The organism is Niastella yeongjuensis (genome assembly GCF_900110245.1).
GTDB classification, from domain to species: Bacteria; Bacteroidota; Bacteroidia; order Chitinophagales; family Chitinophagaceae; genus Niastella; species Niastella yeongjuensis.
In genome coordinates, this window is record NZ_FOCZ01000007.1 from 67055 (window position 1) to 91825 (window position 24771).

The 24771-nt window shown below is 46.6% G+C and carries 17 protein-coding genes; 10 read left to right on the plus strand and 7 right to left on the minus strand.

The window, feature by feature from the left end:
• Positions 1–7: 7 nt before the first annotated feature.
• Positions 8–1201, minus strand: coding sequence for a Gfo/Idh/MocA family protein (locus BMX95_RS19265; RefSeq protein WP_081204030.1), 1194 nt, complete (start codon positions 1199–1201; stop codon positions 8–10).
• Positions 1202–1342: 141 nt separating this feature from the next.
• The gene (locus tag BMX95_RS19270; RefSeq protein WP_081204029.1) at positions 1343–2569 is read right to left on the minus strand and encodes a nucleoside permease; all 1227 of its coding nucleotides are present in this window, start codon (positions 2567–2569) and stop codon (positions 1343–1345) included.
• A gap of 126 nt (positions 2570–2695) precedes the next feature.
• On the opposite strand from BMX95_RS19270, the gene BMX95_RS19275 reads away from it, so the two are divergent.
• The 8 genes from BMX95_RS19275 (at position 2696) to BMX95_RS19310 (ending at position 14358) form a co-directional block, all read left to right on the plus strand.
• A complete protein-coding gene (locus tag BMX95_RS19275) occupies positions 2696–3184 on the plus strand; it encodes a MarR family winged helix-turn-helix transcriptional regulator (protein WP_081204028.1) in 489 nt (162 codons plus the stop codon).
• A gap of 5 nt (positions 3185–3189) precedes the next feature.
• On the plus strand, positions 3190–4752 hold the full coding sequence (hutH, locus tag BMX95_RS19280; RefSeq protein ID WP_081204027.1) for a histidine ammonia-lyase: 1563 nt from the start codon (positions 3190–3192) through the stop codon (positions 4750–4752).
• A 40-nt stretch (positions 4753–4792) separates the two neighbouring features.
• Positions 4793–6472 carry a urocanate hydratase gene (gene hutU / locus BMX95_RS19285; protein WP_081204026.1) on the plus strand — a complete coding sequence of 560 codons (1680 nt, stop codon included), beginning with the start codon at positions 4793–4795 and terminating at the stop codon, positions 6470–6472.
• A gap of 134 nt (positions 6473–6606) precedes the next feature.
• Positions 6607–7185, plus strand: coding sequence for a hypothetical protein (locus BMX95_RS19290; RefSeq protein ID WP_081204025.1), 579 nt, complete (start codon positions 6607–6609; stop codon positions 7183–7185).
• A gap of 236 nt (positions 7186–7421) precedes the next feature.
• Positions 7422–9656 carry a bifunctional alpha,alpha-trehalose-phosphate synthase (UDP-forming)/trehalose-phosphatase gene (locus BMX95_RS19295; protein WP_081204152.1) on the plus strand — a complete coding sequence of 745 codons (2235 nt, stop codon included), beginning with the start codon at positions 7422–7424 and terminating at the stop codon, positions 9654–9656.
• 83 nt (positions 9657–9739) lie between these two features.
• Positions 9740–10987: an imidazolonepropionase gene (gene hutI / locus BMX95_RS19300; RefSeq protein WP_081204024.1), complete on the plus strand. Its 1248-nt coding sequence runs from the start codon at positions 9740–9742 to the stop codon at positions 10985–10987.
• Between the two features lie 246 nt (positions 10988–11233).
• Positions 11234–13261, plus strand: a complete 2028-nt coding sequence (locus BMX95_RS19305; RefSeq protein ID WP_081204022.1) for a site-specific recombinase — start codon at positions 11234–11236, stop codon at positions 13259–13261.
• 35 nt (positions 13262–13296) lie between these two features.
• Positions 13297–14358: a formimidoylglutamase gene (locus BMX95_RS19310; protein WP_081204021.1), complete on the plus strand. Its 1062-nt coding sequence runs from the start codon at positions 13297–13299 to the stop codon at positions 14356–14358.
• A 10-nt stretch (positions 14359–14368) separates the two neighbouring features.
• Here BMX95_RS19310 and BMX95_RS19315 read toward each other — a convergent pair whose 3' ends face one another.
• From BMX95_RS19315 to abc-f, 3 genes are all read right to left on the minus strand, one after another.
• Entirely contained in the window at positions 14369–16627 is a 2259-nt protein-coding gene (locus BMX95_RS19315) for a patatin-like phospholipase family protein (RefSeq protein WP_081204020.1), read from the minus strand.
• Positions 16628–16701: 74 nt separating this feature from the next.
• Positions 16702–17148 (minus strand): GNAT family N-acetyltransferase, encoded by a 447-nt coding sequence (locus BMX95_RS19320; protein WP_081204019.1) that lies wholly within the window; start codon positions 17146–17148, stop codon positions 16702–16704.
• 7 nt (positions 17149–17155) lie between these two features.
• On the minus strand, positions 17156–19168 hold the full coding sequence (abc-f, locus tag BMX95_RS19325) for a ribosomal protection-like ABC-F family protein (protein ID WP_081204150.1): 2013 nt from the start codon (positions 19166–19168) through the stop codon (positions 17156–17158).
• Positions 19169–19424: 256 nt separating this feature from the next.
• Here abc-f and BMX95_RS19330 point away from each other — a divergent pair, with 256 nt between their 5' ends.
• The gene (locus BMX95_RS19330; protein WP_081204018.1) at positions 19425–20036 is read left to right on the plus strand and encodes a DUF3347 domain-containing protein; all 612 of its coding nucleotides are present in this window, start codon (positions 19425–19427) and stop codon (positions 20034–20036) included.
• 51 nt (positions 20037–20087) lie between these two features.
• A complete protein-coding gene (locus tag BMX95_RS19335; protein WP_081204017.1) occupies positions 20088–22439 on the plus strand; it encodes a TonB-dependent receptor in 2352 nt (783 codons plus the stop codon).
• 47 nt (positions 22440–22486) lie between these two features.
• Here the strand turns inward: BMX95_RS19335 and BMX95_RS19340 are convergent, their stop codons facing one another.
• Together BMX95_RS19340 and BMX95_RS19345 are read right to left on the minus strand one after the other, a co-directional pair.
• Entirely contained in the window at positions 22487–23353 is an 867-nt protein-coding gene (locus BMX95_RS19340) for a hypothetical protein (protein ID WP_081204016.1), read from the minus strand.
• A 106-nt stretch (positions 23354–23459) separates the two neighbouring features.
• The gene (locus BMX95_RS19345) at positions 23460–24596 is read right to left on the minus strand and encodes a hypothetical protein (protein ID WP_081204015.1); all 1137 of its coding nucleotides are present in this window, start codon (positions 24594–24596) and stop codon (positions 23460–23462) included.
• Positions 24597–24771: the final 175 nt, after the last annotated feature.

Genomic DNA, 24771 nt, shown 5'->3' on the forward strand with positions numbered 1-24771 from the left:
GGCGCGATTATTCCATCACCCTTTCAACGATTTTACCTGTTTTTTTATTTTTCAAAATCACTTTTTTTGCGCCATAATGGGTCACTTCTTCTTTTACCAGGTAGTGGTCGGCATCGTACTCGGTAAGATGGCTGTCTTTGGTTACCCCGGTTTTGCCCCGCCAGATGTCGAGCTGCACCGGTTCCCACAATTTGCTTTTGGCCGAGCGGTAGGCGGCATCCAGGATGCAGTTTACCACATAACCGTCGTAAAAAGTTTCTTTGGGGTCTTCGCCGGCTTCCATGGCATTAAACATATCCATGAACATATGGTTGTAGCCCAGTTCATTCAGTTCATCACCTACCGGAAATAACCAACCGGTATTGCTTTCGGCTTTTTCGGCAACGTAATTGGCGCCTTTGCCGCTGGTGAACATATCGAAACCAGTGCGCAGGAAGCTGTTGATCCAGATGGTGCCTTCGGAGCCCATTACCTCATCGCGCAGGTCGAGGCCACCGCGGAAGGTCCAGCTTACTTCAAACTGGCCAATGGCGCCGTTCTCATATTTCACCAGACCAATGGCATGGTCTTCGGCGTCGATGGGTTTTACCTGGGTATCGGCCCAGCACATCACCTCTACCGGTTTTATATCTTTCCCAATATAACTGCGGGTGATCTCCACGCAATGACAGCCGAGGTCAAGTATACAACCGCCGCCGGCCTGTTCTATATCCCAGAACCAGTCGCTGTGAGGCCCTGGGTGGGTTTCCCTTGACTTGGCCCATAAAATACGGCCGAGGGCGCCTTCTTTAACGCTTTCTAAAGCCTTTATGAATTTTGGGGTATACACCAGGTCTTCAAGGTAGCCATTGAAGATACCGGCCTGTTCAACGGCCTGCAACATACGCTTTGCTTCTTCGGCATTGCGGCCAAGTGGTTTGGTGGTCATTACGGCTTTGCGATGCAGGCAGCAAAGCATTACAGCTGCTTCGTGCAGGTTATTGGGCAGTGCAATACATACGATGTCAACATCGGGATTCGCAATGGCTTCCTCCATGTTGGTGGTATGGTGCGCTACTTTATAATCTTCAGCAAATCTTTGGGCGCTTTCGGTACGGCGCGAATAGATACTTACAATTTTATCACGGCTTCTGTACCCCTGTAAGGAGTCGGCATAAAACCGGCCAATAAAGCCTGAACCGAGCATTGCAATCTTTGCCATAGTTTATAGTTGAAAGTTCAAAGTTTAAAGTTTAAAGCGCTGTACTCTTAAGTTTCAGTTATTGGGTTTGTAAGTTATTGGGTTATTAGGTCCTTAGTTCCGCGGTTCTGGGTTCAAAATTCCAGGTTTCGTTCCGATAAACTATTCACCTGCTACATGTACCTTTTTTTTCTCTCTGAAAAATAAGATAAAATACAGTAATACGGCTATGGCAATGTATACCGGTACCAGCCAGATGTTAACCCAGTTATGGTCATTTTTTCCGGTGAAGGCGTTGATGGTTGACAGTGTGTACATACCCGCTGTTTTACCTGAGAACCACGTGCCAATCACCATTCCAACGCCATAAGTGGCAAATGTAAATAAGCCTTGCGCTGCATTCTTGATCTTTTCGCCTGCTTTTTTCTCTGTATACATATAACCTGTAACAAAAAAGAAATCGTAACAAACGCCATGCAGAATGATACCGGCATATAACATCCAAACGTTGGTGTCGATATTGCCAAAAGCAAATGCTACGTAACGCAGGATCCAGGCAGCCATACCCAACAGCAGCATTTTCTTAACCCCAATGGTGTTGAACAAAAAGGGAATGGCTATAATGAACACCGCTTCTGATACCTGCCCCAGGATCATTTTACCGGCAGATTCCTTCATGCCTGACTCTGTTAAAAAGAGGTTGGCAAATCCATAATAGAAGGAGAGCGGAATACAAACAAGGATGGCGGCAATAAAGAAGATCAGGTAAGGCTTGTCTTTAAACAATACTAACGCTTCCACGCCCAGGGCTTTGCCAGCTGAAGCATCAGCGCTTTTGCCTTTGGGCGGTGTATCGGGTAAAATAAAGCTGATGATTCCCAGTCCGGCTGAAACAGCGGCGGCCATGATGAAAGTAGAAGAGGTAGCGCCTATATCCAGGCGGGCAATGAATAATCCGGCAATGATCCAGCCAATGGTTCCAAAAACTCGGATCCAGGGAAACTGTTTTCCCGGATCAGTCATTTGATGGAAAGCAATACTGTTAGATAAGGCAATGGTTGGCATATACAATAAAGAATATACTAATATCACCCAGAAGAATACCGAATTATCTGTGATTTTGGTGGCGAGCAATAACATCCCTGCACCCAATAAATGCAGGATGCCCATTAACCGCTGGGCAGCAAAAAAACGGTCAGCTATCAATCCGATAAAGAACGGCGAGATCATGGTGGCCAGTGCTAACGCGCCATAAGCTAACCCAATGGCGTCATCCGAAGCTCCCAGGTGTACTTTCATGTAGGTACTCATTGTCACATACCAGGCACTCCAGATAAAATACTGAAGGAACATCATTAAACACAACAGAAATCCGGTCTTGGTTTTCATATATATACATTCATTTAAAAAGAATACGTGCGGAAATTACAACAAAATTGTATTAGCCAATCCCTCCTAATTTATATTTTGAATTATTACCACTTATTGTACATTTGTATAAGTACTTATACAATTATGAGCTTTTACGAATCATTGGGATTTTTGGTCTTTGGAAGCCGGTTGCGCAGGCTGAGTGAAGCCTTCCTGGCCGATGTGAACAAGATCTATGCTTCGCACGATCTTTCTTTTGATGCCGCCTGGTTTCCGGTCTTTTATATTTTGTCGAGACAGGAAACAGTGTCGATCAGGGATATCTCCGATGAACTGGGCATTTCGCATTCGGCCGTAAGTCAGTTGGTGAGCAGCCTGCAACAGAAAGGCTTTATTAAAACCGCCACTGCCGATGATGATGCCCGCAAAAAAGTAGTGGCCTTCACTACCAAAGGAAAGAAATTACAACAGCAGGTACAGCCGGTATGGGATGCCCTGCAACAAGCCATGGGTGCCCTGGTGCAGGAAGGAAAACACAGCAAAACTATCTTAACGGCTATTAGTGAAATAGAACAGGGCTTACAAAACGAATCAGTTTTTAACCGGGTGCAAACCATTTTGCACCATAAGTAACTTTTATGCAACAGGAGTTTTTTTACGGCATCGATCAATTAACTATTGGCAGTGCACTGGCAATTGCCGGTGGTAAAACAAAAGGCGTGTTGAATAAAACCGCCATTGGCAATATTCAAAAAAGCCAACAGTACGTACAGGAAATTGTAGCAACCAACAGAACGGTATATGGAGTTAATACCGGTTTTGGGGTACTGGCCAATAAACCCGTTTCGGAAGAAGATACCCGCACCCTGCAACATAAGATCTTGCAAAGCCACAGCGTAGGCGTGGGTGCACCCATTCCCGTGGAGGTTGCCAAACTGATGCTCATTACCAAAGTACATGCACTGGCGCGTGGTTATTCGGGCGCTCAGCTGGAAACATTACAACGCATCATCTGGCATATCGAGCAGGATGTAATTCCGGTAGTGCCCGAAAAGGGAAGCGTGGGCGCTTCCGGTGATCTGGCGCCGCTGGCCCATTTGTTCTTACCCCTCATTGGGTTAGGAGAGGTATTTTACAAAAGCACCCGGTATAAAGCGCAGGACATATTAAAACAATTTGGGTTGGAACCCATTCAACTGGGCCCCAAGGAAGGACTGGCCCTGATAAACGGCACCCAGTTCATTTTATCGTTTGCGGTAAAAGCGGTGCAGCGGATGCATTATTGTCTGGAAGCGGCCGATATCATTGGCGCCATGAGTCTGGAAGCATTGACCGGCACCAAAGCGCCTTTTGATGAACGCCTGCACCAGTTGCGTCCGTTTGCCGGCAATACCCTGGTGGCCCAACGGCTGCGGTTGTTATTACACCAAAGCGACATCATGCAAAGCCATGTTGATTGCGGCCGCGTGCAGGACCCTTACAGTTTGCGCTGTATGCCTCAGGTACATGGCGCCAGCCGCAATGCCTGGTTACACCTGAAACAACTCACCGAAATTGAATTGAACTCGGTAACGGATAATCCTATTATATTAAGTGCCGATGATACCATCAGCGGTGGTAATTTTCACGGTCAGCCTCTGGCACTGCCACTCGACTATGCCTGTATTGCTGCCGCAGAAGCCGGCAATATTTCTGACCGCCGGTGTTACCTGCTGCTGGAAGGAAAATGGGGGCTGCCCATGTTGCTGATGAAAGACGTAGGGTTGAACAGTGGGTTTATGATCCCGCAATACACCACGGCTGCATTGGTAACAGAAAATAAAACACTTTGCTTTCCTGCCAGTGCCGACAGTATTCCTACCTCGCTGGGGCAGGAGGACCATGTGAGCATGGGCAGCATCAGTGGCCGCAAGCTGAACCAGGTGCTGGATAACCTGGAATTCATTTTGGCTATCGAGTTACTGAGCGCCTGTCAGGCCATTGAATTCAGACGGCCATTAAAAAGCAGTGAGATCCTGGAATCGGCCCATGATTATGTACGGCAGTTTGTAAGCTTTGCCGAGGAAGACCGCATTTTTGCCGATGACATCGATCAGATAAAACAACTCATCAGTAATTTTTCGTTTGTAGAACATTGTAATGCATTCGCCGGAATGAAAAAGGTGAATTTAAATACAGGCTTTGAAGCATTCGGTCTGTAACGTAACACAAAAACTACATTGATAATAAAACGCACTAACGATGACACCAGTAACAAAACACTACGATCCTATAAAATACAAAACGCCAACGGGTTCACAACTCACCTGCAAAGGCTGGGTACAGGAAGCCGCGCTGCGCATGTTGTTAAACAACCTTGACCCCGCCGTGGCTGAACGGCCCGACGACCTCATCGTTTACGGCGGCCGCGGAAAAGCAGCCCGGAATTTTGAAGCGCTCGATCTGATCATTCAATCTTTAAAAGACCTGAATGACAATGAGACCCTGCTGATTCAAAGTGGTAAACCGGTGGGCATTTTGCAAACTCATGAAAACGCGCCCCGGGTACTGCTCTCCAACTCACAACTGGTGCCTAAATGGGCTACCTGGCAGCATTTTGACGAACTGGAAAAAAAGGGTTTGATGATGTACGGACAAATGACCGCCGGTTCGTGGATCTACATCGGCAGCCAGGGTATTGTGCAGGGAACGTATGAAACTTATTCAGCCGCAGCCGATAAACACTTTGGCGGAACTTTAAAAGGAACGTTGAATGTAACAGCCGGATTGGGTGGTATGGGCGGTGCTCAGCCACTGGCCATTACCATGAATGAAGGCGTGGCGTTAATTGCTGAAGTGGAAGAATGGCGGATAGATAAACGCATAGAGACAAAGTACCTGGATGTGAAAATGACAAGTATCGATGCGGCGATCGACCGGGCGCTGGAGGCAAAACAAAAAGGAGAAATACTTTCTATAGGGGTATTGTGCAATGCGGTGGAGTTATTAGAACGCCTGGTTGAAAGAAATATTGTGCCCGATACACTTACAGATCAAACTTCTGCGCATGATCCGTTGATTGGCTACTGGCCGCATGAGATATCCTATGAACAGGCAAAGGTTTTACGCGAGCAAAATCCCGAACAATATATTTATTATGCTTATAACAGCATGTACCGGCATGTGGAGTTGATGCTGGCCCTGCAGCAAAAAGGCGCTGTCACCTTCGATTATGGCAATAACATCCGTGCGCGGGCGCAGGAAAAGGGATTGACCAATACTTTTGATTTTCCGGGGTTTGTTCCTGCTTATATCCGGCCATTGTTTTGCGAAGGAAAAGGGCCCTTCCGCTGGGCGGCATTAAGCGGCGACCCCAACGACATTTCCGTCACAGATGAAGTAATAGGCAATTTATTTCCAGAGAATAAATCATTGCAACGCTGGTTGAAACTGGCCAAAGAAAAAATTGCCTTTCAGGGATTACCTGCACGTATTTGCTGGCTGGGGCAGGGGGAAAGAGAAAAAGCAGGACTGGCCTTCAATGAACTGGTAAGGACCGGCAAAGTAAAAGCGCCCATTGTCATTGGCCGTGATCACCTGGATACGGGTTCCGTAGCATCCCCTAACAGAGAAACCGAGTCGATGCTGGATGGCAGTGATGCGGTGGCAGACTGGCCGATCCTGAATGCATTGGTCAATACGGCAGGTGGTGCCAGCTGGGTAAGTTTGCATCATGGTGGCGGGGTAGGGATGGGGTATAGTATTCATGCCGGTATGGTGATCGTTGCCGACGGAACAATCGATGCTGAACAACGATTAGCAAGGGTGTTAAGAAACGATCCGGGTATGGGAGTTATACGACATGCGGATGCCGGATATGACCTCGCAAAAGAAACTTCAAAGAAATTTGACCTTGATTTGAATAAACGCTTCCATAAATAACAATAATTTTCTATTTTGCTGTCGATACCACCGACCCCGACCGGAAAAATTGGTATTTATACTATGACAAAATATCTGCATAATTTGTACGTTGTAGCAATTATGAAGATAAATACGCATGAAAAATCCGCAATATGAAAACAACCATTTCCTTGTTCATTTTTGCCTTGTTAGCTACCAGCACCGTTTTTTCGCAAGCGAAAATCAGCTTGAAGATCGTTCAAAACGGCGCAGCCATTGCCCCTGTTAATGGCGAGTATGAGTTAAAGAAAGCCCCTTTTTCCGTTGAGTTCACTTTTGACGTTAATGCCGTAGATGGCGTTTTCGTAAATGCAGATTTCACCGATGGCGTGTACAAAATTGGTGATAAAGCCCCTTTAGCCGACCTTCAAGACATTCCATTTAAAATTGTGAAAGAAGACAATTTTAACCCCAACAAACAAATTGCTGTTTCAGACAATTGGTCGTTTTGGTTTTACAACAAAGGAACCAACGAATACCGTTGGGACCGTGACATTAAAACGGTAGATGCCAATACGGTTACTGCTACCCGTACAATTGAACAGTTGTATTTCCCGGTAAAAGAGAAAACCGTTAAAATGGCTGAAGTGGGAGAACCACTTTATTTGTTTTTCCTGGTTACCAACCCCTATAACCAACGTGGTGTGGTAAGAGAGCAATACCGTCAACGCGCGAAGTTGAATTTCAAATAAGGCCAAAAGAACACTCAATACAACATTAAGGGAGATAAGGATGCAAGTCCTTGTCTCTTTTTCTTTTTTAGGGGGCATCGCTGCCGCGAAGAAGTGTATTCCTCTCTGCCTTCTGCCCTCTGCCTTTCTTCCCCCTATTGGCACCATAATTTCATTGATAATAAACCATGTAACAGGGCCTGGCACATTTGTACGTGACAGCAGCCTTTATTATTAATTGGTTTACTGTTTTTTCTATGGGACGATTGATTATAATATCTAATAGGTTGCCTTTTTCTATTGATCATGAAGGAGATCAGCTAAATCTGCGGCAAAGTTCGGGCGGGCTGGTTTCTGCTATAAAAAGTTATTTTGAAAGTGATAGTTCTACAAACAGAGGCTTTACAGAGAAGTTGTGGCTCGGTGTGGCAGATTTTCCCCAAAATGAATGGAGTATTGTCGAAGAAAAACTCTCGGGTCTTGATTTTCAAATTGTACCGCTCTTTGTAAATAAGCTGTTGTACAAGGATTATTATAACGGCTTCTCCAATTCCGTATTATGGCCGCTGTTCCATTATTTTCCAAATCTGGTTGAATCGAATGTGCACTATTTTGATGCTTATGTAAAAGTGAACCGCGCGTTTGCCGATAAACTAATACCCTTGCTGGAACCCGATGACACCATCTGGATCCACGATTATCAATTGCTGTTATTACCCGAAATGATAAGGGCTGAAAAAGCAGACGCTGCCATTGGTTTCTTTTTGCATATTCCATTTCCTTCTTACGAGTTGTTCAGGACCTTACCGGCAGAATGGAAAACCTCGCTGGTACGGGGTGTGCTCGGCAGCGACCTGATCGGTTTTCACACGCACGATTATGCGCAACACTTTTTACAATCGGCCAAAATGATCCTTGGCGTAGATAGTTCATTTCACGCCATGCAGTACCAGGACCGGCTGGTAAAAGCCGACCTGTTCCCGATCAGCATCGATTATAAAAAATTCAACAGGGCCTGCAGTGACCTGGAAACAAAACAATATTACAACGAGATCATAAAGAATTTTGATAGCAGGAAGATCATTTTCTCGGTAGACAGACTGGATTACACCAAGGGATTAATGGACAGGCTGAATGCCTATGAACATTTCCTTGACCAGTATCCCGAGTGGCGGGAGAAAGTGGTGTTCATTCTGAATATAGTTCCCTCGCGGGATGATATTCAGGCATACACCGAACGTAAACAACAAATAGAACAAAAGATAGGTACCATTAACGGTAAGGTATCAACCATTACCTGGCAACCTATCATTTACCGATACACCCATCTTCCGTTCAACGAACTGGCGGCGCTGTACAAAGCGGCCGATGTGGCTTTAATAACACCTTTGCGCGATGGGATGAACCTGGTTGCCAAAGAATATGTTGCCAGTTGTTCGGGACGGAAAGGCGTTTTAATTCTGAGTGAACTGGCCGGGGCTGCCAACGAGTTGAATGAAGCCCTGTTGGTAAATCCCATTGACACCATTGAAGTGTCGAACGCAATAAACCGGGCATTGACCATGCCTGAGGAAGAACAGGAACACCGCATGTTCCTGATGCAACAGCGCTTATCTGATTACGATGTTATAAAATGGGTAAGCGATTTTCTCGATCAACTGGCGAACGTAAAACAGGAACAGTTGAAACAACAGGTGAAAGTGCTCGATGAACGCGTGATTGCACAAATTCATTTGCATTACCAGGTGGCCAACAGCCGCTGTCTGTTGTTAGACTATGACGGCACGCTGGTGCCCTATGCCCGGATACCGTCGGAAGCAAAACCCAATGACGAGTTGCGTGCCATTTTGAACGGGTTATCATCTGATCCCAAAAACAATGTGGTGATCATCAGCGGCCGCGAAGCCTATACACTGGAAAAATGGCTGGGCGATCTGCCGATGATGCTGGTAGCTGAACATGGCGCCAGTTTTAAACCCAAGGGCGATCAATGGCAACAGGCCGTTTCTATTCCTGATCAATGGAAGAACGAGATCAGGCCCATTATGCAACTGTTCGTTACCCATTGCGTTGGTTCTTTTATTGAAGAAAAAACCAATACCCTGGCCTGGCACTATCGCAATACCCACCCCGAACTGGGTTTTACCCGGTCAAGGGAGCTGATCAATAACCTTACGCAGCTGTTGCAAAACACCATGCTGCAGGTAGTGGATGGCAATAAGGTAGTGGAAGTGCGCATGTCGGGTTTTGATAAAGGGATAATGGCCCTGAAAATAGTGAACGATACGCAGCCCGATTTTGTATTGTGCATAGGCGATGATACCACCGATGAAGATATGTTTAAAGCATTGGGCGAACGTGCTTACAGTATTAAAGTAAGCAATGGATCAACCGCTGCGCAATACACTGTTTTTTCACAAATAAAGGTATTGCAATTATTGAAGAAGCTGATGTTGCCCATTGTAAATAAACAATACGCGGCAAAAACTTAATATGGGATTGTCCAACAGAAAGTCCGGAAAAGTATCCGCGTTGCGGAGCTGATTCCGGGCTTTTTTATGCCTATCTTCACTCCATGGCCGCAACACTTTTTACCAATATCAAACAACTCGTAAATGTACGGGAGCAATGGCCTGTACTGCGGGGAAAAGAACTGGCAAACCTGCCATGTATAGACAACGCATTTTTATTGATAGAAGAGGATACCATTGTTGCCTATGGCGCCATGAACGAGCTGGCAAAAAGCAATCGCGCGCTGCCAACTGAAACCATCGACGCAACAGGGAAAATTATAATGCCCACCTGGTGCGACAGCCATACCCACCTGGTATTTGCCGCCAGCCGGGAAAATGAATTCATCGATAAATTAAAAGGACTCAGCTATGCTGAAATTGCCGCCCGGGGTGGAGGCATTCTGAATTCGGCCCGTAAACTAAATGAGGCGTCGGAAGATGAACTCTTCAACCTGGCCTGGGGCCGCCTGCAGGAGTTGACCCAATTAGGCACCGGCGCTATTGAAATAAAAAGCGGGTATGGCCTTACCGTTGCCGGCGAATTGAAAATGCTGCGGGTGATAAAGAAATTGCGCGAGCGGTCGGCCGTAACCATCAAAGCCACTTTCCTGGGCGCACATACGTACCCGGTGGAATATAAAGAGAACCACCAGGGATATATCGATCTTATTATAAATGACATGCTGCCCGTTATTGGACGGGAGCAACTGGCCGATTACATCGATGTGTTTTGCGAAACGGGTTTCTTTTCACCGGAAGAAACAGCCCTGATCTGTAAAGCCGGGATGCAGTATGGATTAAAACCAAAGATCCATGCCAACCAGTTGAATTTATCGGGTGGTGTGCAAACCGGTGTAGCCCTGGGCGCTGTAAGTGTAGATCATTTGGAGACCATGGATGATGCGGCCATAAAAGCACTGGCCGGCGCCGAAACAATAGGGACCTTGTTGCCCACCGCTGCCTTCTTTTTAAGAATGCCGTTTCAACCGGCCCGTACTTTAATAGATGCAGGCTGCGCCATTGCACTGGCCTCGGATTTCAACCCCGGTTCATCCCCCAGTGGTAATATGAACCTGGTAGTGAATATGAGCTGTATTCAAATGAAAATGCTGCCCGAAGAAGCTCTCAACGCGGCTACGCTGAACGGCGCCTGGGCCATGGAATGTGCCGATAAACTGGGTAGTATTTCTGTTGGAAAAAAAGCGAACCTGATAATTACAAAGCCAGTTCCATCATTGGCGTATATACCGTATTCATTTGGTTCTAATTTAATTGAGCAGGTGATGATTGAAGGGCAGTGGGCAGTTTGAATACAGTTGAAAGTTTAAAGTTGAAAGTTGAAAGTTGAAAGTTGAAAGTTGAAAGGCCCTCCTACGCCAAGGCTTCGGCGGGCGAGGCAGAAGGCCCTCCTACGCCAAGGCTTCGGCGGGCGAAGCAGAAGGCCCTCCTACGCCAAGGCTTCGGCGGGCGAAGCAGAAAAAATTTGGGAGATGTAAGATAGTAAAGTGATCTCAAAGCTTGCGAGCCCCACTCACTACTCACCACTCACAATTAAGATGAAGAAAAAAGTAAACCTGGTAAAAGAGTTTCTGGAGAAAGGCCGTTCCGTTTCTATTAAGGACCGGGAAGAGGCCCTCGATTACCTGGTAGCTTTTGTGGCCATGATACGACCGCGCCTGTCGGAGTTTGAGAACGTACACAGAAAGTTTGCAGAAACGATACAATTTGTACACCAGCATCCGGCTGTATTGAATAACCTGCGTACCGCCGTGATGGCGCAGTTGATCAACAGCAACCTGGTGCCCCTGTTAACCGAAAGCGGGATCACCATTTCGCGGGGAGCTGGGCGTGAACTTTATGCCCGCTTAAAACATAAATTTTTACCTGCCGCGCAGGATCCTAACGATTTTTTATACCTGTTAAACCGCATCTTTTTTAAACATACCGATTATGAGTGGGTTGAACAGTTGGGCCGCGATAAATGGATGCGTTTCTTTGAGCTGATCGGTATTTCATTTACCGGCAACGAGCCGGTCATCATCAGGCAGGTGGTGCTGTCCTTACAGATCCTGAGTGCCCGGGTGGCACAATTGGGTTGGGAAAATGAGATCACTCATCATACACCTGCACAATGGCAACCGCCTAACAATCCCTTTGCCGTGCAACAGCACCTGGTGTACCAGATAAAAGAACGGATCCTTCGGGAGCACCAGGGATCCGAATCCATACAGGGGCTGGCCGGGCAGTTGAGTGAAGTACTGGCGGAATGCCATCAACTGGTTCAGTTGTTACGCGATGAAACAACAGATAAAGGCACCAGCCTGTCGCAAACGTTCATTCTGTACCAGATGGAGCAGAAGCTGAACCGGATGAGCCTGCTGTTAGATATTGCAGATGCGGATGAAACCATCGACATGGCGCGTTTCGCCAATCTGTTCATTGCCGTAATACGCAATGAGAACAGGAAGAACAGTATCAGGGAATTTCTGTCCCAGACAACGGGTTACCTGGCTTACCAGATCGCTGAACACAAGGGGAAAAAGGGAAGTAAATATATCACTGCCTCGCCACTGGAATATTTTCAAATGATCGGCAGCGCCATGTGGGGCGGATTGATCATTTGTTTTGTGGCCATTTTTAAAAACCTGTTGGGCCTGCTGCAAATGGCGCCCTTCTGGCATGGCTTTGTTTACAGCGTTAATTACAGCCTGGGTTTTGTAGCCATTGAAGAAACCGGTTCAACCCTGGCAACCAAACAACCGGCCTTTACGGCCAGCGCGGTAGCCAGTTCGTTAGATGCCCGTAAAACCGACGATCCGCCTAATTTATACAACCTGGCAGTAACGGTATCGAAAGTGAGCCGCAGCCAGATCGCTTCTTTTATCGGGAACCTCATCATTGTATTTCCCGTTACCTACCTGCTGGCCTGGTTGTACGATTTGGCCATGGGCCATCCGCTGGTAGGGCGCGAAAAAGCGGCGCTGTTGCTGCAGGACCAGCATCCCTGGCAAAGCCTTTCCCTGTTGTATGCATGTAATACCGGGTTCTTTCTTTTTTTGAGCGGAATTATTGCGGGCTATGTTCAAAACAAAATAAATTACGGCCGTATAGACAAACGGCTAACCGAGCACCCGGTGTTGCGTACGTCCTTACCAGCCAGCCGGCTGCAGAAAATAGCCGCCTATGTGAATACACATGGGGGCAGTTTGGCCGGAAATATCTCTTTGGGTTTTTTTCTTGGCATGGCCGGCATCGTGGGTAAAATATTTGGTATACCTTTCGATATCAGGCATATTACCATTTCGGCCGCCAACACCTCCCTGGGCGCCTATGGCATAGGATGGGAGCACATGAATTACCGGTACCTGGCCAATGTGGTGGCAGGCGTATTAGGCATCGGGTTCCTGAATTTTTTGGTTAGCTTTTCTCTGGCATTTTTTGTAGCAGTACGATCAAGGGGTATTCATTTAAAGGATTATCCCGGCTTTTTAAAGATACTCTGGAATTATTTCCGCAGTCATCCGCTTGATTTTATCAGGCCACGCAAACGCAGATCGGAAACGGAAAAAACAGCAACAGTATAAATTATCCCAATAACCAAAGTTCAATTGTCAGCTTTATGATAAAACATTTCAAATTCTACAACAGGCACGATGTGCTGAATCATACGCGGATCCGAAAGTTTGAGACAAAACTGGGGGAGACTGTGCTCGTAGTGCCCGATAAAGAAACCTGGGAAACAGCCCTGCAGCAATCGACGGCAAAGTATGTAGTGTTTGGAATTCCGGAAGACATTGGCATTCGGGCCAATCATGGTACCGGCGGGGCAGAGTCCGTGTGGATACCTTTTCTGTCGGCCTTTCTGAATTTACAAAGCAACGATTTTCTGAATGGGTCAGCCGTCATTTTACTGGGACAGTTCAATTTCAGCGATCTCAGTGAATTGATAGAGCAAAATGCCTATGGGTATGAAGAAAAGATAGATGCCTACCGCCACGCAGTGATCACCATAGATGAAGAAGTAGAAGAACTCACCAAGATCATTACCGCGAACAATAAAATACCCATTGCTATCGGCGGTGGTCATAACAACGCCTACCCATTGATAAAAGGAGCCGCCAAAGGTTTGCACAAAGCGGGCGCTTTACAACTGGCGCAAATAAACTGTATCAACCTCGATGCGCATTCCGATTTCAGGCCTTCCGAAGGCCGCCACAGCGGCAATGGTTTCCGCTATGCCGAGGAAGACGGGTATTTACAGAAATATTGCATTATTGGCCTGCACGAAAACTACCTGCCGCAAAACGTGTGGCTCGATATTGTAAACAATCCCTTTCTTGACTTCATTACCTACGAAGATATTTTCATTCTGGAAAAACGGAATTTTATCCAGGCGATAGCCCATGCCACCAGCTTTACGGAAGATAATTATACGGGCATTGAACTGGATATGGACTGTATTGAAAATACCTTGTCCAGCGCTATGACACCTTCAGGTATTTCGGCCCTGCACGCCCGTCAGTATATAACCCTGGCCGCGCGGGAAAGCCAGGTAGCTTATTTACATATCTGCGAAGGCGCTACCCGCCTGGCCGATGGACGTACCGACGAAACTACCGGTAAACTGATCAGTTACCTGGTAAGTGATTTTATAAAAGCCCACGAAGAAATTGAAGCGTAATTAAATAACATTAAAAAGGAATTCCCAGGTTAATATACCATTGCAGCCTGCCGGTTTGATCGCAATACATGGTACTTATTTCAAGCGGGCCCAGGGCAAAGTTATACGAATAGGTAAGTGAGTAACCCGATAGAAAATCAGGGTTATTCTTAAAGAATTCGCTTCTGCTGATAAAATTGGTGAACAATACGTTGGCCTTACCGATGAGGTAGTTATTGGTAAACAGGTTTACCCGAACACCGCCCTGCAGCATGGCTACGGAAGGCGTATACAAAGTGCCTTCCTGCAAACCGGCAAAAGTGATCTGGTTGCGGAATACTTTTGTTAAGCCGCCAATGGCGAATTCATTCAGGGCATTGCGGGTATAGTTGAAATTGATACCGCCCTGTCCGTTCAGGAGCAAAGTGGTGCGTTTGCCAATAGGGATATAACTTTCCACATCGAGCGTAGTACGCCAGTAAGGGTGGGTGCTGATGGCCAATGAGGTGTCGGTAAGGGGTTCGCCATTCTGAATAAAATTAAGATCGGGGTGTTGTCCCAATACCCGGCCTGCTTCGCCATAGAGCTTTACGCCTTTGCGGGGAAAGATGCTGCGGTCGAGCGAATTATAATCAAAAAACGTATACAGCGTATTGTAGTTATTGCTGCCCTTCAGGTCAACGCTGCCCTTGGATATCTTGGGCGTGTAATGCACCCATTCAAAGCGGTGGCCTGCGCCGGTTGAAAAACTGCGGGAAGGGGAGAACTGGAACTTTTCACCTACTTTGGCAAAGGTTTGTTTGTATAACCCGTCCTGTTTGTATTGATCGTATGCGTTCACCTCAAACCGGTCGAACTGGGTTTCGGCCACCAGGGCAAAGTTTTTCAGGCGGCCAAGGTATTGCAGGTGTTCGCCCCTTATGCGAAAGCTTTCCCCGATATTAACGGTGACCAGGCTGCGCGAATTGGTAATGAAAAAATTCCTGGCCGTTAAATTGCCAATGATGCCTATACCGGTAAACCGGTTGTAATGTATGCCCAGTTTGGCAAATGTGAACGGGTTCTCCGTTACATCGAAGATGATCCTGCTGGTGCCATCGGGTTGAGGCTGCAAAGAATAAATGATGCGGCTGTAATACCGGGTGCCATACGCCTGGCGCACCATGTTCGATAGTCTTTTAGCTGTATAGGATCTGTTCAGCTGCAGGTCCATGGTATGCACAAAGAATTCCGAAGAGGTTCTTTCCACCCCATGTACTTCGTAGGAAGTAATGACGGTTGAATTCACTGCCGGTAAGCGGTTCTTTGTTACCTCTAATGGGCCATAAATAGCATTCAGTGAATCGGCCAGCCGTTTGAATTGCGGGTATAATTTACGTCCTTCCACAATGCCGGAATCGAGGATGGCATTCCCGTCGCCAAAGCTGCCCATGGTGTAACGCTGCAGTTTAAACGGGATATAGATATCACATTGCGGCACTTCGGTTTTAGCGTCTTCGGCTTCGCGGAAAAAGGCTATCTGTAATAAGATTTGCAGGGCGTTGCGCACTTTTTCCGAGGGCAGCAATCCACTGGCTACGTTACTGCCAATGACAATATTGGCGCCCATATCTTTTACGTCGCGAACGGGAAAATTGCGTACGATACCGCCATCCACCATACGCTTTCCGTTATAATCAATAGCCGTAAATACCGAGGGAATGGCCATGCTGGAACGGATGGCCGAAATGATCTCTCCATCTTTCATTACAATGGCTTCCCCATTACCTACGTCGGTGCCTATACAGCGAAACGGAATGCTGAAATTGGAAAAGTCTTTTATCTGGTGTACCGGGAAATATAGTTCGGAGAATTTCTGCCATAATTCCTGTCCCTGCAGCAAACCACTGGGCAAACGGAAATTGTTGTTTTGCCAGGGCAATTCAATGACGTATTTGGAATACTCGTCTTTTTCTTCCATGAAAATACTGCGGAGGGAAACCGAATTACTAAGCAGCAGGTCCCAGTCGATGCTACGGGTAATTTTTTCAATGCTGTCGGCAGTATACCCGATGGCGTACAGGCTGCCGATGATGCTGCCCATACTGGTGCCGGTTATGTAATCAACTTTTAGTCCGGCACTGTCAATGGCTTTTAAAATACCGATATGCGCCAGTCCTTTGGCGCCGCCACCACTTAATGTTACCCCAATTTTGGGCCGGGGGGCTGGCAACTGGGCTGAAGCGGATTGAAAAACCAGGATCAATAATAACCAGACCAACCCTGGTTTATAGTTGTTGAATATAACCATCTGTTACCCCCACAATTAATTTCGGGTATGTGATTTATTAATAAATCTCCCCAAAACGTGGTGTTTAGGGAAACTTAATGCTGTAGTTCAAAGTGGCAATTCATTTCTACGTCGTCTATCAGGGCACCCATTTTCCGGTAAAAGGCAATGGCGGGTTTGTTCCAGTTGGAGACCTGCCAGCGTACTTTTACACAATTGGTAGCCCTTGCGTGATCAATAACAGTCTGCAACAGCCGGGTGCCAATGGCCTTTCCCCGTGCAGACTCCACTACATACAGGTCATCGAGATAAAGCGCTTTACCCGTCCAGGAGAAATAGGCAAAAAACCAGGCAGCGTAACCAATGATCCTGTTTTTATCATCTACAGCAACAAAACATTGGAACAAATTGTTGTCTGCTTTCATTTGTTCTACAGAATTAGTTACCCTTTCCGGTGTTTTTTGGTACACTGCAAATTGGTGGATAAGGTCAATAATGGCCGGGTAATCGGTTTCTACGCCTTTACGGATGGTTATATTCATGGGATGGTTATTTCGATTCCAGCTCCATAATCTTCTCAAACACCTCTTCGTACTGTTTATTCATGCGCTGCAATTCGTCATCCACTTTTTTATAGTCTGTTTCTGTTTGAACAAACTTATTCCGGTCGGAGTAAGTATCCGGCTCGGTTAATTGTGCTTCCAGTCTGGTTTTTTCCTTATTTAGCTGGGCTATTTTTTCTTCCAGTTGCTGAAACAGTTTTTGCTGTTTTTGCAACTCTTTTTTCAGTTCTTTATTGATTGGTTCATTAACGCTGGCAGGTTGTGGTTTGTTATCCGCAACCGGCTCGGGTTTGGGTGCAACCACTTCCTTTTTTGGCGCAGCCGGCTCTGCTTTTTTATTACCGGCTTCGGACTTTTTTCCCTCAGTCCCTCCATTGGCTTTTTGTCTTTCTTTCCATTCGCCCCATTCTTCGTACCCGCCGGGGAAGGATTTTATTTTCTTGTTATCGATCTCCCAGATGGTATTGGCCACTTTTGATACAAAATAGCGGTCGTGGCTAACCAGGATCAGGCTGCCTTCGTATTTTTTCAGGGCTTCTATCAATAATTCTACGGAATGGATGTCGAGGTGGTTGGTAGGCTCATCGAGCATCAGGAAGTTGGCCTTGCTGATGATGGTTTTTGCCAGGGCCACACGGGCTTTTTCGCCCCCGCTTAATACTTTGATCTTTTTATCTACGTCGTCGCCGCCGAATAAAAAGCAACCCAGCAGCGTGCGCAGTTCCTGTTCGGTTTTCTGGCTGCCGGCCCCTTTCAGTTCATCGAGCAGGGTGTTGTTTACATCCAAACTTTCCAGCTGGTGCTGGGCGTAAAAGCTTTCATCTACATTATGGCCCCATTTGCGCTCTCCGTCGTACGACTCGGCGCCGGCAATAATGCGCAACAGGGTTGATTTACCCTTTCCGTTGGCCCCAATGAGCGCGATCTTGTCGCCGCGGTTTATTTCTGCACTGGCGTCCTCAACGATCCCGATGTCGCCGAATTTCTTGGAAACATGTTTCAATTCGCACAGTACTTTACCCGGTACTTTATCTACCTGGAAGTTGATCTTGATATTTGGGCGTTCAATGGCCACATCCTCGATGCGGTCGAGTTTATCGAGGCGTTTCATGGCGCTTTGTGCGGCGGCCGCTTTACTGGCTTTGGCTTTAAAACGCTCAATAAAACGTTCCTGCTGGCGGATATAATCCTGCTGGTTCTCAAATGCCCGTTGTTGTAATTCTACCCGTTGTACTTTTTCTACTTCGTAGTAGGAGTAGTTACCATTATATACATGCAGCTGCCGCTGGTAAACCTCTACAATTTTGGTCACCATGCGGTCGAGGAAATATTTATCGTGGCTCACGATCACCACAGAACCCTGGTAGTGTACGAGGTATTTTTCCAGCCATTCAATAGAAGGCAGGTCAAGGTGGTTGGTAGGTTCGTCCATCAGCAGCAGATCGGGTTGCTGCAGGATCATTTTGGCCAATAGTACCCGCATCCGCCAGCCCCCGCTGAATTCTTTGTAGGGCCGTTGCAGATCGGCATTGGAGAAACCAAGCCCCTGTAAAACTTCCTCTGTTTTGTGGTGAATGTTGTACCCGTCGAGGGTATCCATTTCATGCAGCCGGTCGGAATATTTGTGCAACAGGGCGTCTTCCTGGGCCGCGGTTCTTCCGCTGGCTGTGTTTTCCAGTTCTTTGCCGAGTTCTTCCAATTCCTTTTCCAGTTGCAACACGCGTTCAAAAGCGCCTAAAGCAACCCCCAGGATGGTGTCGTTCGTATCGAAACTTAACAGGTCCTGGTGCAAATACCCGATAGAGGTGTTGCGGCTGCGTTCAACCGTACCTGCCGAGGCCTGGTATTGGCCCACCAGCAATTTTAGTAAGGTTGATTTACCGGTACCATTATAACCAATTAAACCAATACGTTCATTGGGTTGAATATGCCAGGTTGCATCTTCTACAATTGCCCGGGCTCCAAATTCAAAAGTTACGTTCGTTAATCCTGCCAGCATAAATTTTACTTCAAATGAGGTGCAAAAATATAACAATTCGGGCCGTTTGAAAAGGGTTCCCGAAAAGATGGCAGTCAGAAAAAAATAAGGGGCTGTTTGGTGCGAAAACACCTGTGTATGAGGCAGTAATGTAAGGTTATTCTTTATCTTTGGAATGTTAAAAAGTCGATAAGGTTTGCGGCGTTAAAACCGGCAGGATTATTTCGGTACAATTCCTGCCGCCCCTGGAACCCTAAACGCCTATAAATTTAAAAGGATGAAAAAAACGTTAATCGTAGTTATTGTGCTTGCCGCTATTATTTTAGTTGCCCGACCCTTTTTTTGTAATGGTAAAAAAGATGATAAATCGGCTGGTGGAACGGCCGAAACCAAACAACAACCCCTTTCAATCGGGGACAATTCCGATGCCTTTAACCAGTCGTACACCCAGTTATTGAATGCATACAACGATTTAAAAGACGCCCTGGTAGCCAGTGATGCTGCAAAAGCGACGACCGCTGCGCAAATCCTGCATACAGCGGTCGACAGCCTGAAAGTAAATGAAATAAAAGGTGATAGTACCGGGGTAATAAAAGAAACCGCCAAAAGCTATACTACCAGCATTGCCGATTCGGCACAGGCTTTGGTAGCACAGAAAGACATTGAAGGAAAGCGTAAGATATTTGTAAACATTGCTGATGACATCTGGACCCTTACCCGTACCGTTCGGTACAATGGTAAAAAGTTATATTGGGAATACTGCCCAATGGCTTTTGACAACAAAGGCGCCTACTGGATCAGCTATGAAAGGGATATCAGGAACCCCTACTTCGGTAGTAAAATGATGACCTGCGGCAGCGTAGAAGATTCAATCGACTACTCGAAGTAATTACGCTATCGGCCGGGTAACCGGTTTTTAGATAACGGAAAATTGCAGGAAATGACCAGACTGGTTGCTATAGTATTTGGCGTATGTAGTGTACTGTTGGCTACTGCACAGGAACGATTTACACTGAGCGGATATGTGCGCGACTCTTTATCGGGCGAAACACTTATTGGCGCTACGGTTGCAGTAAACGGTCATGGCAAAAGCATTGTAAGCAATCAGTTTGGGTTCTACTCTATCACCTTACCGCGGGGTACCTATCCCGTGTTTGTTAGTTTTGCCGGCTACCAGCCGGTTCAACGGGAACTCACTCTCGATAAAAACATTGAGCAAAGTTTTTACCTTACTACAAAACCCGTTTTACAGGAGGTGATCGTGTCGGCCAGGCGGCGCGATGGCAATGTGACCAATGCGCAAATGGGCAAAATAGACCTGTCGATAAACCAGGTAAAATCGCTGCCGGTAGTGCTGGGCGAAACCGATCTGTTAAAAACGCTGCAATTGCTGCCCGGGGTGCGCAACGCCGGTGAGGGTAATACCGGGTTGTATGTGCGGGGCGGCGGTCCCGATCAAAACCTGATCCTGCTCGATGATGCCATTGTATACAACTCGGGCCACCTGTTTGGTTTTTTCTCCATCTTTAATTCAGATGCTATCAAAAACATCTCCCTTGTAAAAGGGGGAATGGCGGCGCAATATGGCGGACGTCTTTCTTCTGTGCTCGATGTGGCCATGAAGGAAGGGAATTTGAATAAATTTGAAGTGGAAGGTGGGATAGGGGCCATCGCTTCGCGGCTTTCCATTCAGGGGCCCATCAAAAAGAATAAATCTTCCTTTATCATTTCCGGCCGACGCACCTACATCGATCTGCTGGCAAAACCATTTATTAAACCCAATAGTGATTTTTATGGGTCTGGCTATTACTTCTATGATTTCAATGCCAAGGTGAATTATATTTTCTCGGAAAAAGACCGCTTGTACCTGAGCGGTTATGTAGGCCGGGATGTATTTACCTATCGCAATGCGCGCCGCGTATTCAAAGCCGATATTCCCTGGGGAAACTCAACGGCCACGCTGCGGTGGAACCATGTGTTTAACCAGAAGCTGTTTGCCAATACCACCCTGGTGTATAATGATTATGCGTTCTCGTTCGGGGCTACCCAAAACGATTTCAACATAAAACTATCATCCGGCATTCACGACTGGAACGCAAAAACCGATTTTGATTTTTATCCCTCCACGCGGCATAAGGTCCGCTTTGGCGCTGCCTATACCTACCATACCTTCACCCCGAATGTATTGAGTGGCAACCAGGGCGATAACCAGTTTTCCCCCGACAACGCCATGAGAAAGTATGCCGGTGAAACTGGTATTTATGTGCAGGATGAATGGGACCTCAGCGAACGCATTAAAGTAAACGCGGGTTTGCGTTACAGCCGTTTTGTACAACTGGGCTCTTACAAAATATTTTCTACAGATATAAATGGCAACAAAACCGACAGCATTTCGTACGGTCGCAATAAACCGGTAAAAGCCTACGATGGGTTTGAACCACGGCTCACCCTGCGCTATGCCATCAATGATGAAACGTCTTTAAAAGCGGCCGTTACCCGCAATCTGCAATACATACACCTGGTGAGTAATGCCGGTTCAACCCTGCCAACCGATTTGTGGGTGCCCAGTACCTACCGGGTAAAACCACAGGAGAGCTGGCAATATGCGGCCGGTCTTTTCAAAAACTTCAACGATAACATGCTGGAAACATCGCTGGAAGTGTATTACAAGCGAATGAACAACCAGATAGAATACCGCGAAGGCTATACGCCCGCGTTGAAGGACCCGGAAAATGATTTTGTTTTTGGAAAAGGCTGGAGCTATGGAACGGAACTGTTTATTAATAAAACAAAGGGCAAACTCACCGGCTGGATCGGTTACACCCTTTCCTGGACCTGGCGCCAGTTCGATACACTGAACGAAGGGAAGAAATATCCCTCCAAATACGATCGCCGCCACGATTTGTCGGTAGTGGCCACTTACCAGTTAAATAAGAAATGGAAGCTTTCCGGTGTGTTTGTATATGGAAGTGGTAATGCCATCTCGTTACCGGAGCGTTTTTATGTGGTAGGCGGCATTCTTACCCAGGAGTACAGCAGGATCAATCAATACCGCCTGGCGCCTTACCACCGCATGGACCTTTCAGCTATTTATACACCCCGCACCCGGCCCAATCAAAAGTTTCAGACAAACTGGGTGTTCAGTCTATACAATGTATACAACCGGTTGAATCCATATTTTATTTATTTCAGTCAGGAGGGCAGTCCGTATGACGGCACCCTGAATATTAAAACCGACCAGGTATCGTTGTTCCCGATCATCCCTTCTGTTACCTGGAACTTCAGGTTCTGAGTAGAAGAGCTGTTTTTCTATTGCCTATTGCTTCGCCCGCCGTAGCTTTAGCGTAGGAGGGCCTTTTGAAGCGGCTCATATTTAAACCTGACAACAGCACTTTTTTCCTCGCTCGACGACAGGTGTAATTGGTAGCGTTTTTGTCCGGCTGTTATAACCATCAGGGCGGTATTGGGAGGAATGCGGCCCAGGTTTTCGGCATACATCATCAACTCGTAAGGCGTATTGGGGAAGGCCGTTACATTCAATACAAGTGGTTTGCCGGTGAGCCGTTTTTTATATAATAACAACGTATTGTTCAGGAATACCGATACGGTATCATCATCGATCTCGGCATTGTCGTACAATTCAATTTTTATAAGGGAGGTGTCGATGGCCAGGGTTTGAACCAGGTCTTTTTCCCGGCTTTTTAATTTCATGGTCTTTTGTAACCGGGCAAGGGTATCGTTCTGGTAAACATCGATGGGGAAGATTGATTTGGCCACTCTTGCAAGGGATATTTTTCCGGGCTGGCAATTGTTGTTATTGCCCATTTCATGGCCCCGCCATTCGCCCTGCAGCAATTCGCCGCCATTGCCATTGTTGGAAAGTGTCAGGTCGTATGTTTTTATACAGGGAATGCAGCTGTCGGGCACGTTGTATTGCAATACAGAGTTTTCAATGATCACCATGCGTTTGGTAAGCGGGTTGTACTTGCCGGTAAAGTTTATTTTAGTGTACCGGTCGTTGTCGTAGCTGTACACATTACCCATAAACGAATTGTTTTGCATATAAATGATATGCAGTTCGGTGGAGTATGCGGGAAAACAACCGCCGGCATTCTGGGTCCTTATACCGCCCCATACTCCCGTTAACAATTGCGCCTGACCAACCCCGCTTAACCCAAGCAACAGGGGCAACAGCAAAAAACGCATGTTTTAATTTTATTGGAATTTACCAACTTAAAGTGCAACGGAATGTACCGCTTATAAAATCGGTTTAATAATCTGCTGATGTGATCTTGTAACCTGAAACAACATGTTACGGCTCGTATTTAAACACTATTACCGCATTTTTCTGTTCGGTGGAAGTGATCCTTACTTCATACTGTTTGCTTCCCGCTTTTACCACCATCAGGGAGGTGTTGGGTGGAATTTCGCCCAGGTTTTCTGCCACCATCACCAGTTCGTGATAGTTCACGGTTTCATCGAGGGAGATGGTGAGCGGAATGGCTTTTTCGGTAAGCCGTTTATTTGAAAGCACCAGTTTTTTATCGACGTATACTGATATGGTGTCGTTGTCAACGGTACCATTGTCGTAAATATTTATCTCAATCTCTTTGGCATCGGTGGTAATGGTTTTTACCAGTTCATTTTCGCGGTTAGCCAGTACTTTGGGTGTGGGAATACGTGCGAGTGGCGGCACCTTTACATCCACCTTCTTCACCGTATCCGTTTCAACGATCTTGACATTTGGTTTTGTTTCCGTTGGTGTTTTTACAACGGCTTTATTAGCTGGTTTGGTAACGGTAACCGGCTTTTTGACTGTTGTTTGCGGATTGGTGGTTTTGGGTGTTGTTTTTGCGATCGCTGGTTTGGGCTTGCCGGCAGTGGTATCGATCTTTTTAACTACCGGCTTTTGTGCCGGCGGCGTTGACTCTACCGGTTTTTGCTTATCCTTATTGGCCAGGAAGGGTTCTTCATAAAAATCGGAGGTGGTTACCTTGCGCAGAAAAACGGTGCCCCGGCCACAATTGGTTGAATCGGAGGTATTATAGCTGATGTAATTCCCTTCCAGGAATTCTTCATCATTTTCCTTTGAATATTTCAGGAACAGGGTCATTATACAGGCATCGCTGCCGCCCGACATCCGCACTTCCACAATTTTCAGTTCTTCCAGCAACACCTGGTGGGTGGCAGGATTTACGGTTCCCTGGCAGGTAGCCTTGCCATAAAACACAGTGGTGAGGTAGGAATAGGTAACCCCCTTGAAATTTTTCTTATTCTGATCTATCTGTACTTCAAACTTATAACGCTGATCAACACCCAATAAATCCAGCTGACGGCCCTGCGGGCCGGCTGGGGTGCTTTTGAAATTTCCCCGCCAGATGCCGGTTAGGTTCTGGGCCTGTCCACAAAAGCTGATGCCTAAAAACAAAAAAAGTAAAACTGATTTCATCTGAAATTGTTATTTTCTTTAGCCAGCTAAAACTTATGGTTTATTGGTATAGACCTGATTTTCCCTGATTTTTCCGCAGTTTGCCACCGGCTGCCTTTTCTGTCACCCGGCAAATTACTTAATAATTAGTTTTTTACGACGCATATCGTAAATGGTGGTCTGCAAATTGTTCGTT

Coding starts and splice junctions, on each gene's coding strand:
- BMX95_RS19340 (WP_081204016.1), bottom strand. CDS start 23,353: ATGCGTTTTTTGCTGTTGCCCCTGTTGCTTGGGTTAAGCGGGGTTGGT.
- hutH (WP_081204027.1), top strand. CDS start 3,190: ATGCAACAGGAGTTTTTTTACGGCATCGATCAATTAACTATTGGCAGT.
- hutU (WP_081204026.1), top strand. CDS start 4,793: ATGACACCAGTAACAAAACACTACGATCCTATAAAATACAAAACGCCA.
- BMX95_RS19295 (WP_081204152.1), top strand. CDS start 7,422: ATGGGACGATTGATTATAATATCTAATAGGTTGCCTTTTTCTATTGAT.
- BMX95_RS19270 (WP_081204029.1), bottom strand. CDS start 2,569: ATGAAAACCAAGACCGGATTTCTGTTGTGTTTAATGATGTTCCTTCAG.
- BMX95_RS19305 (WP_081204022.1), top strand. CDS start 11,234: ATGAAGAAAAAAGTAAACCTGGTAAAAGAGTTTCTGGAGAAAGGCCGT.
- abc-f (WP_081204150.1), bottom strand. CDS start 19,168: ATGCTGGCAGGATTAACGAACGTAACTTTTGAATTTGGAGCCCGGGCA.
- BMX95_RS19330 (WP_081204018.1), top strand. CDS start 19,425: ATGAAAAAAACGTTAATCGTAGTTATTGTGCTTGCCGCTATTATTTTA.
- BMX95_RS19345 (WP_081204015.1), bottom strand. CDS start 24,596: ATGAAATCAGTTTTACTTTTTTTGTTTTTAGGCATCAGCTTTTGTGGA.
- BMX95_RS19310 (WP_081204021.1), top strand. CDS start 13,297: ATGATAAAACATTTCAAATTCTACAACAGGCACGATGTGCTGAATCAT.
- BMX95_RS19320 (WP_081204019.1), bottom strand. CDS start 17,148: ATGAATATAACCATCCGTAAAGGCGTAGAAACCGATTACCCGGCCATT.
- BMX95_RS19265 (WP_081204030.1), bottom strand. CDS start 1,201: ATGGCAAAGATTGCAATGCTCGGTTCAGGCTTTATTGGCCGGTTTTAT.
- hutI (WP_081204024.1), top strand. CDS start 9,740: ATGGCCGCAACACTTTTTACCAATATCAAACAACTCGTAAATGTACGG.
- BMX95_RS19275 (WP_081204028.1), top strand. CDS start 2,696: ATGAGCTTTTACGAATCATTGGGATTTTTGGTCTTTGGAAGCCGGTTG.
- BMX95_RS19315 (WP_081204020.1), bottom strand. CDS start 16,627: ATGGTTATATTCAACAACTATAAACCAGGGTTGGTCTGGTTATTATTG.
- BMX95_RS19290 (WP_081204025.1), top strand. CDS start 6,607: ATGAAAACAACCATTTCCTTGTTCATTTTTGCCTTGTTAGCTACCAGC.
- BMX95_RS19335 (WP_081204017.1), top strand. CDS start 20,088: ATGACCAGACTGGTTGCTATAGTATTTGGCGTATGTAGTGTACTGTTG.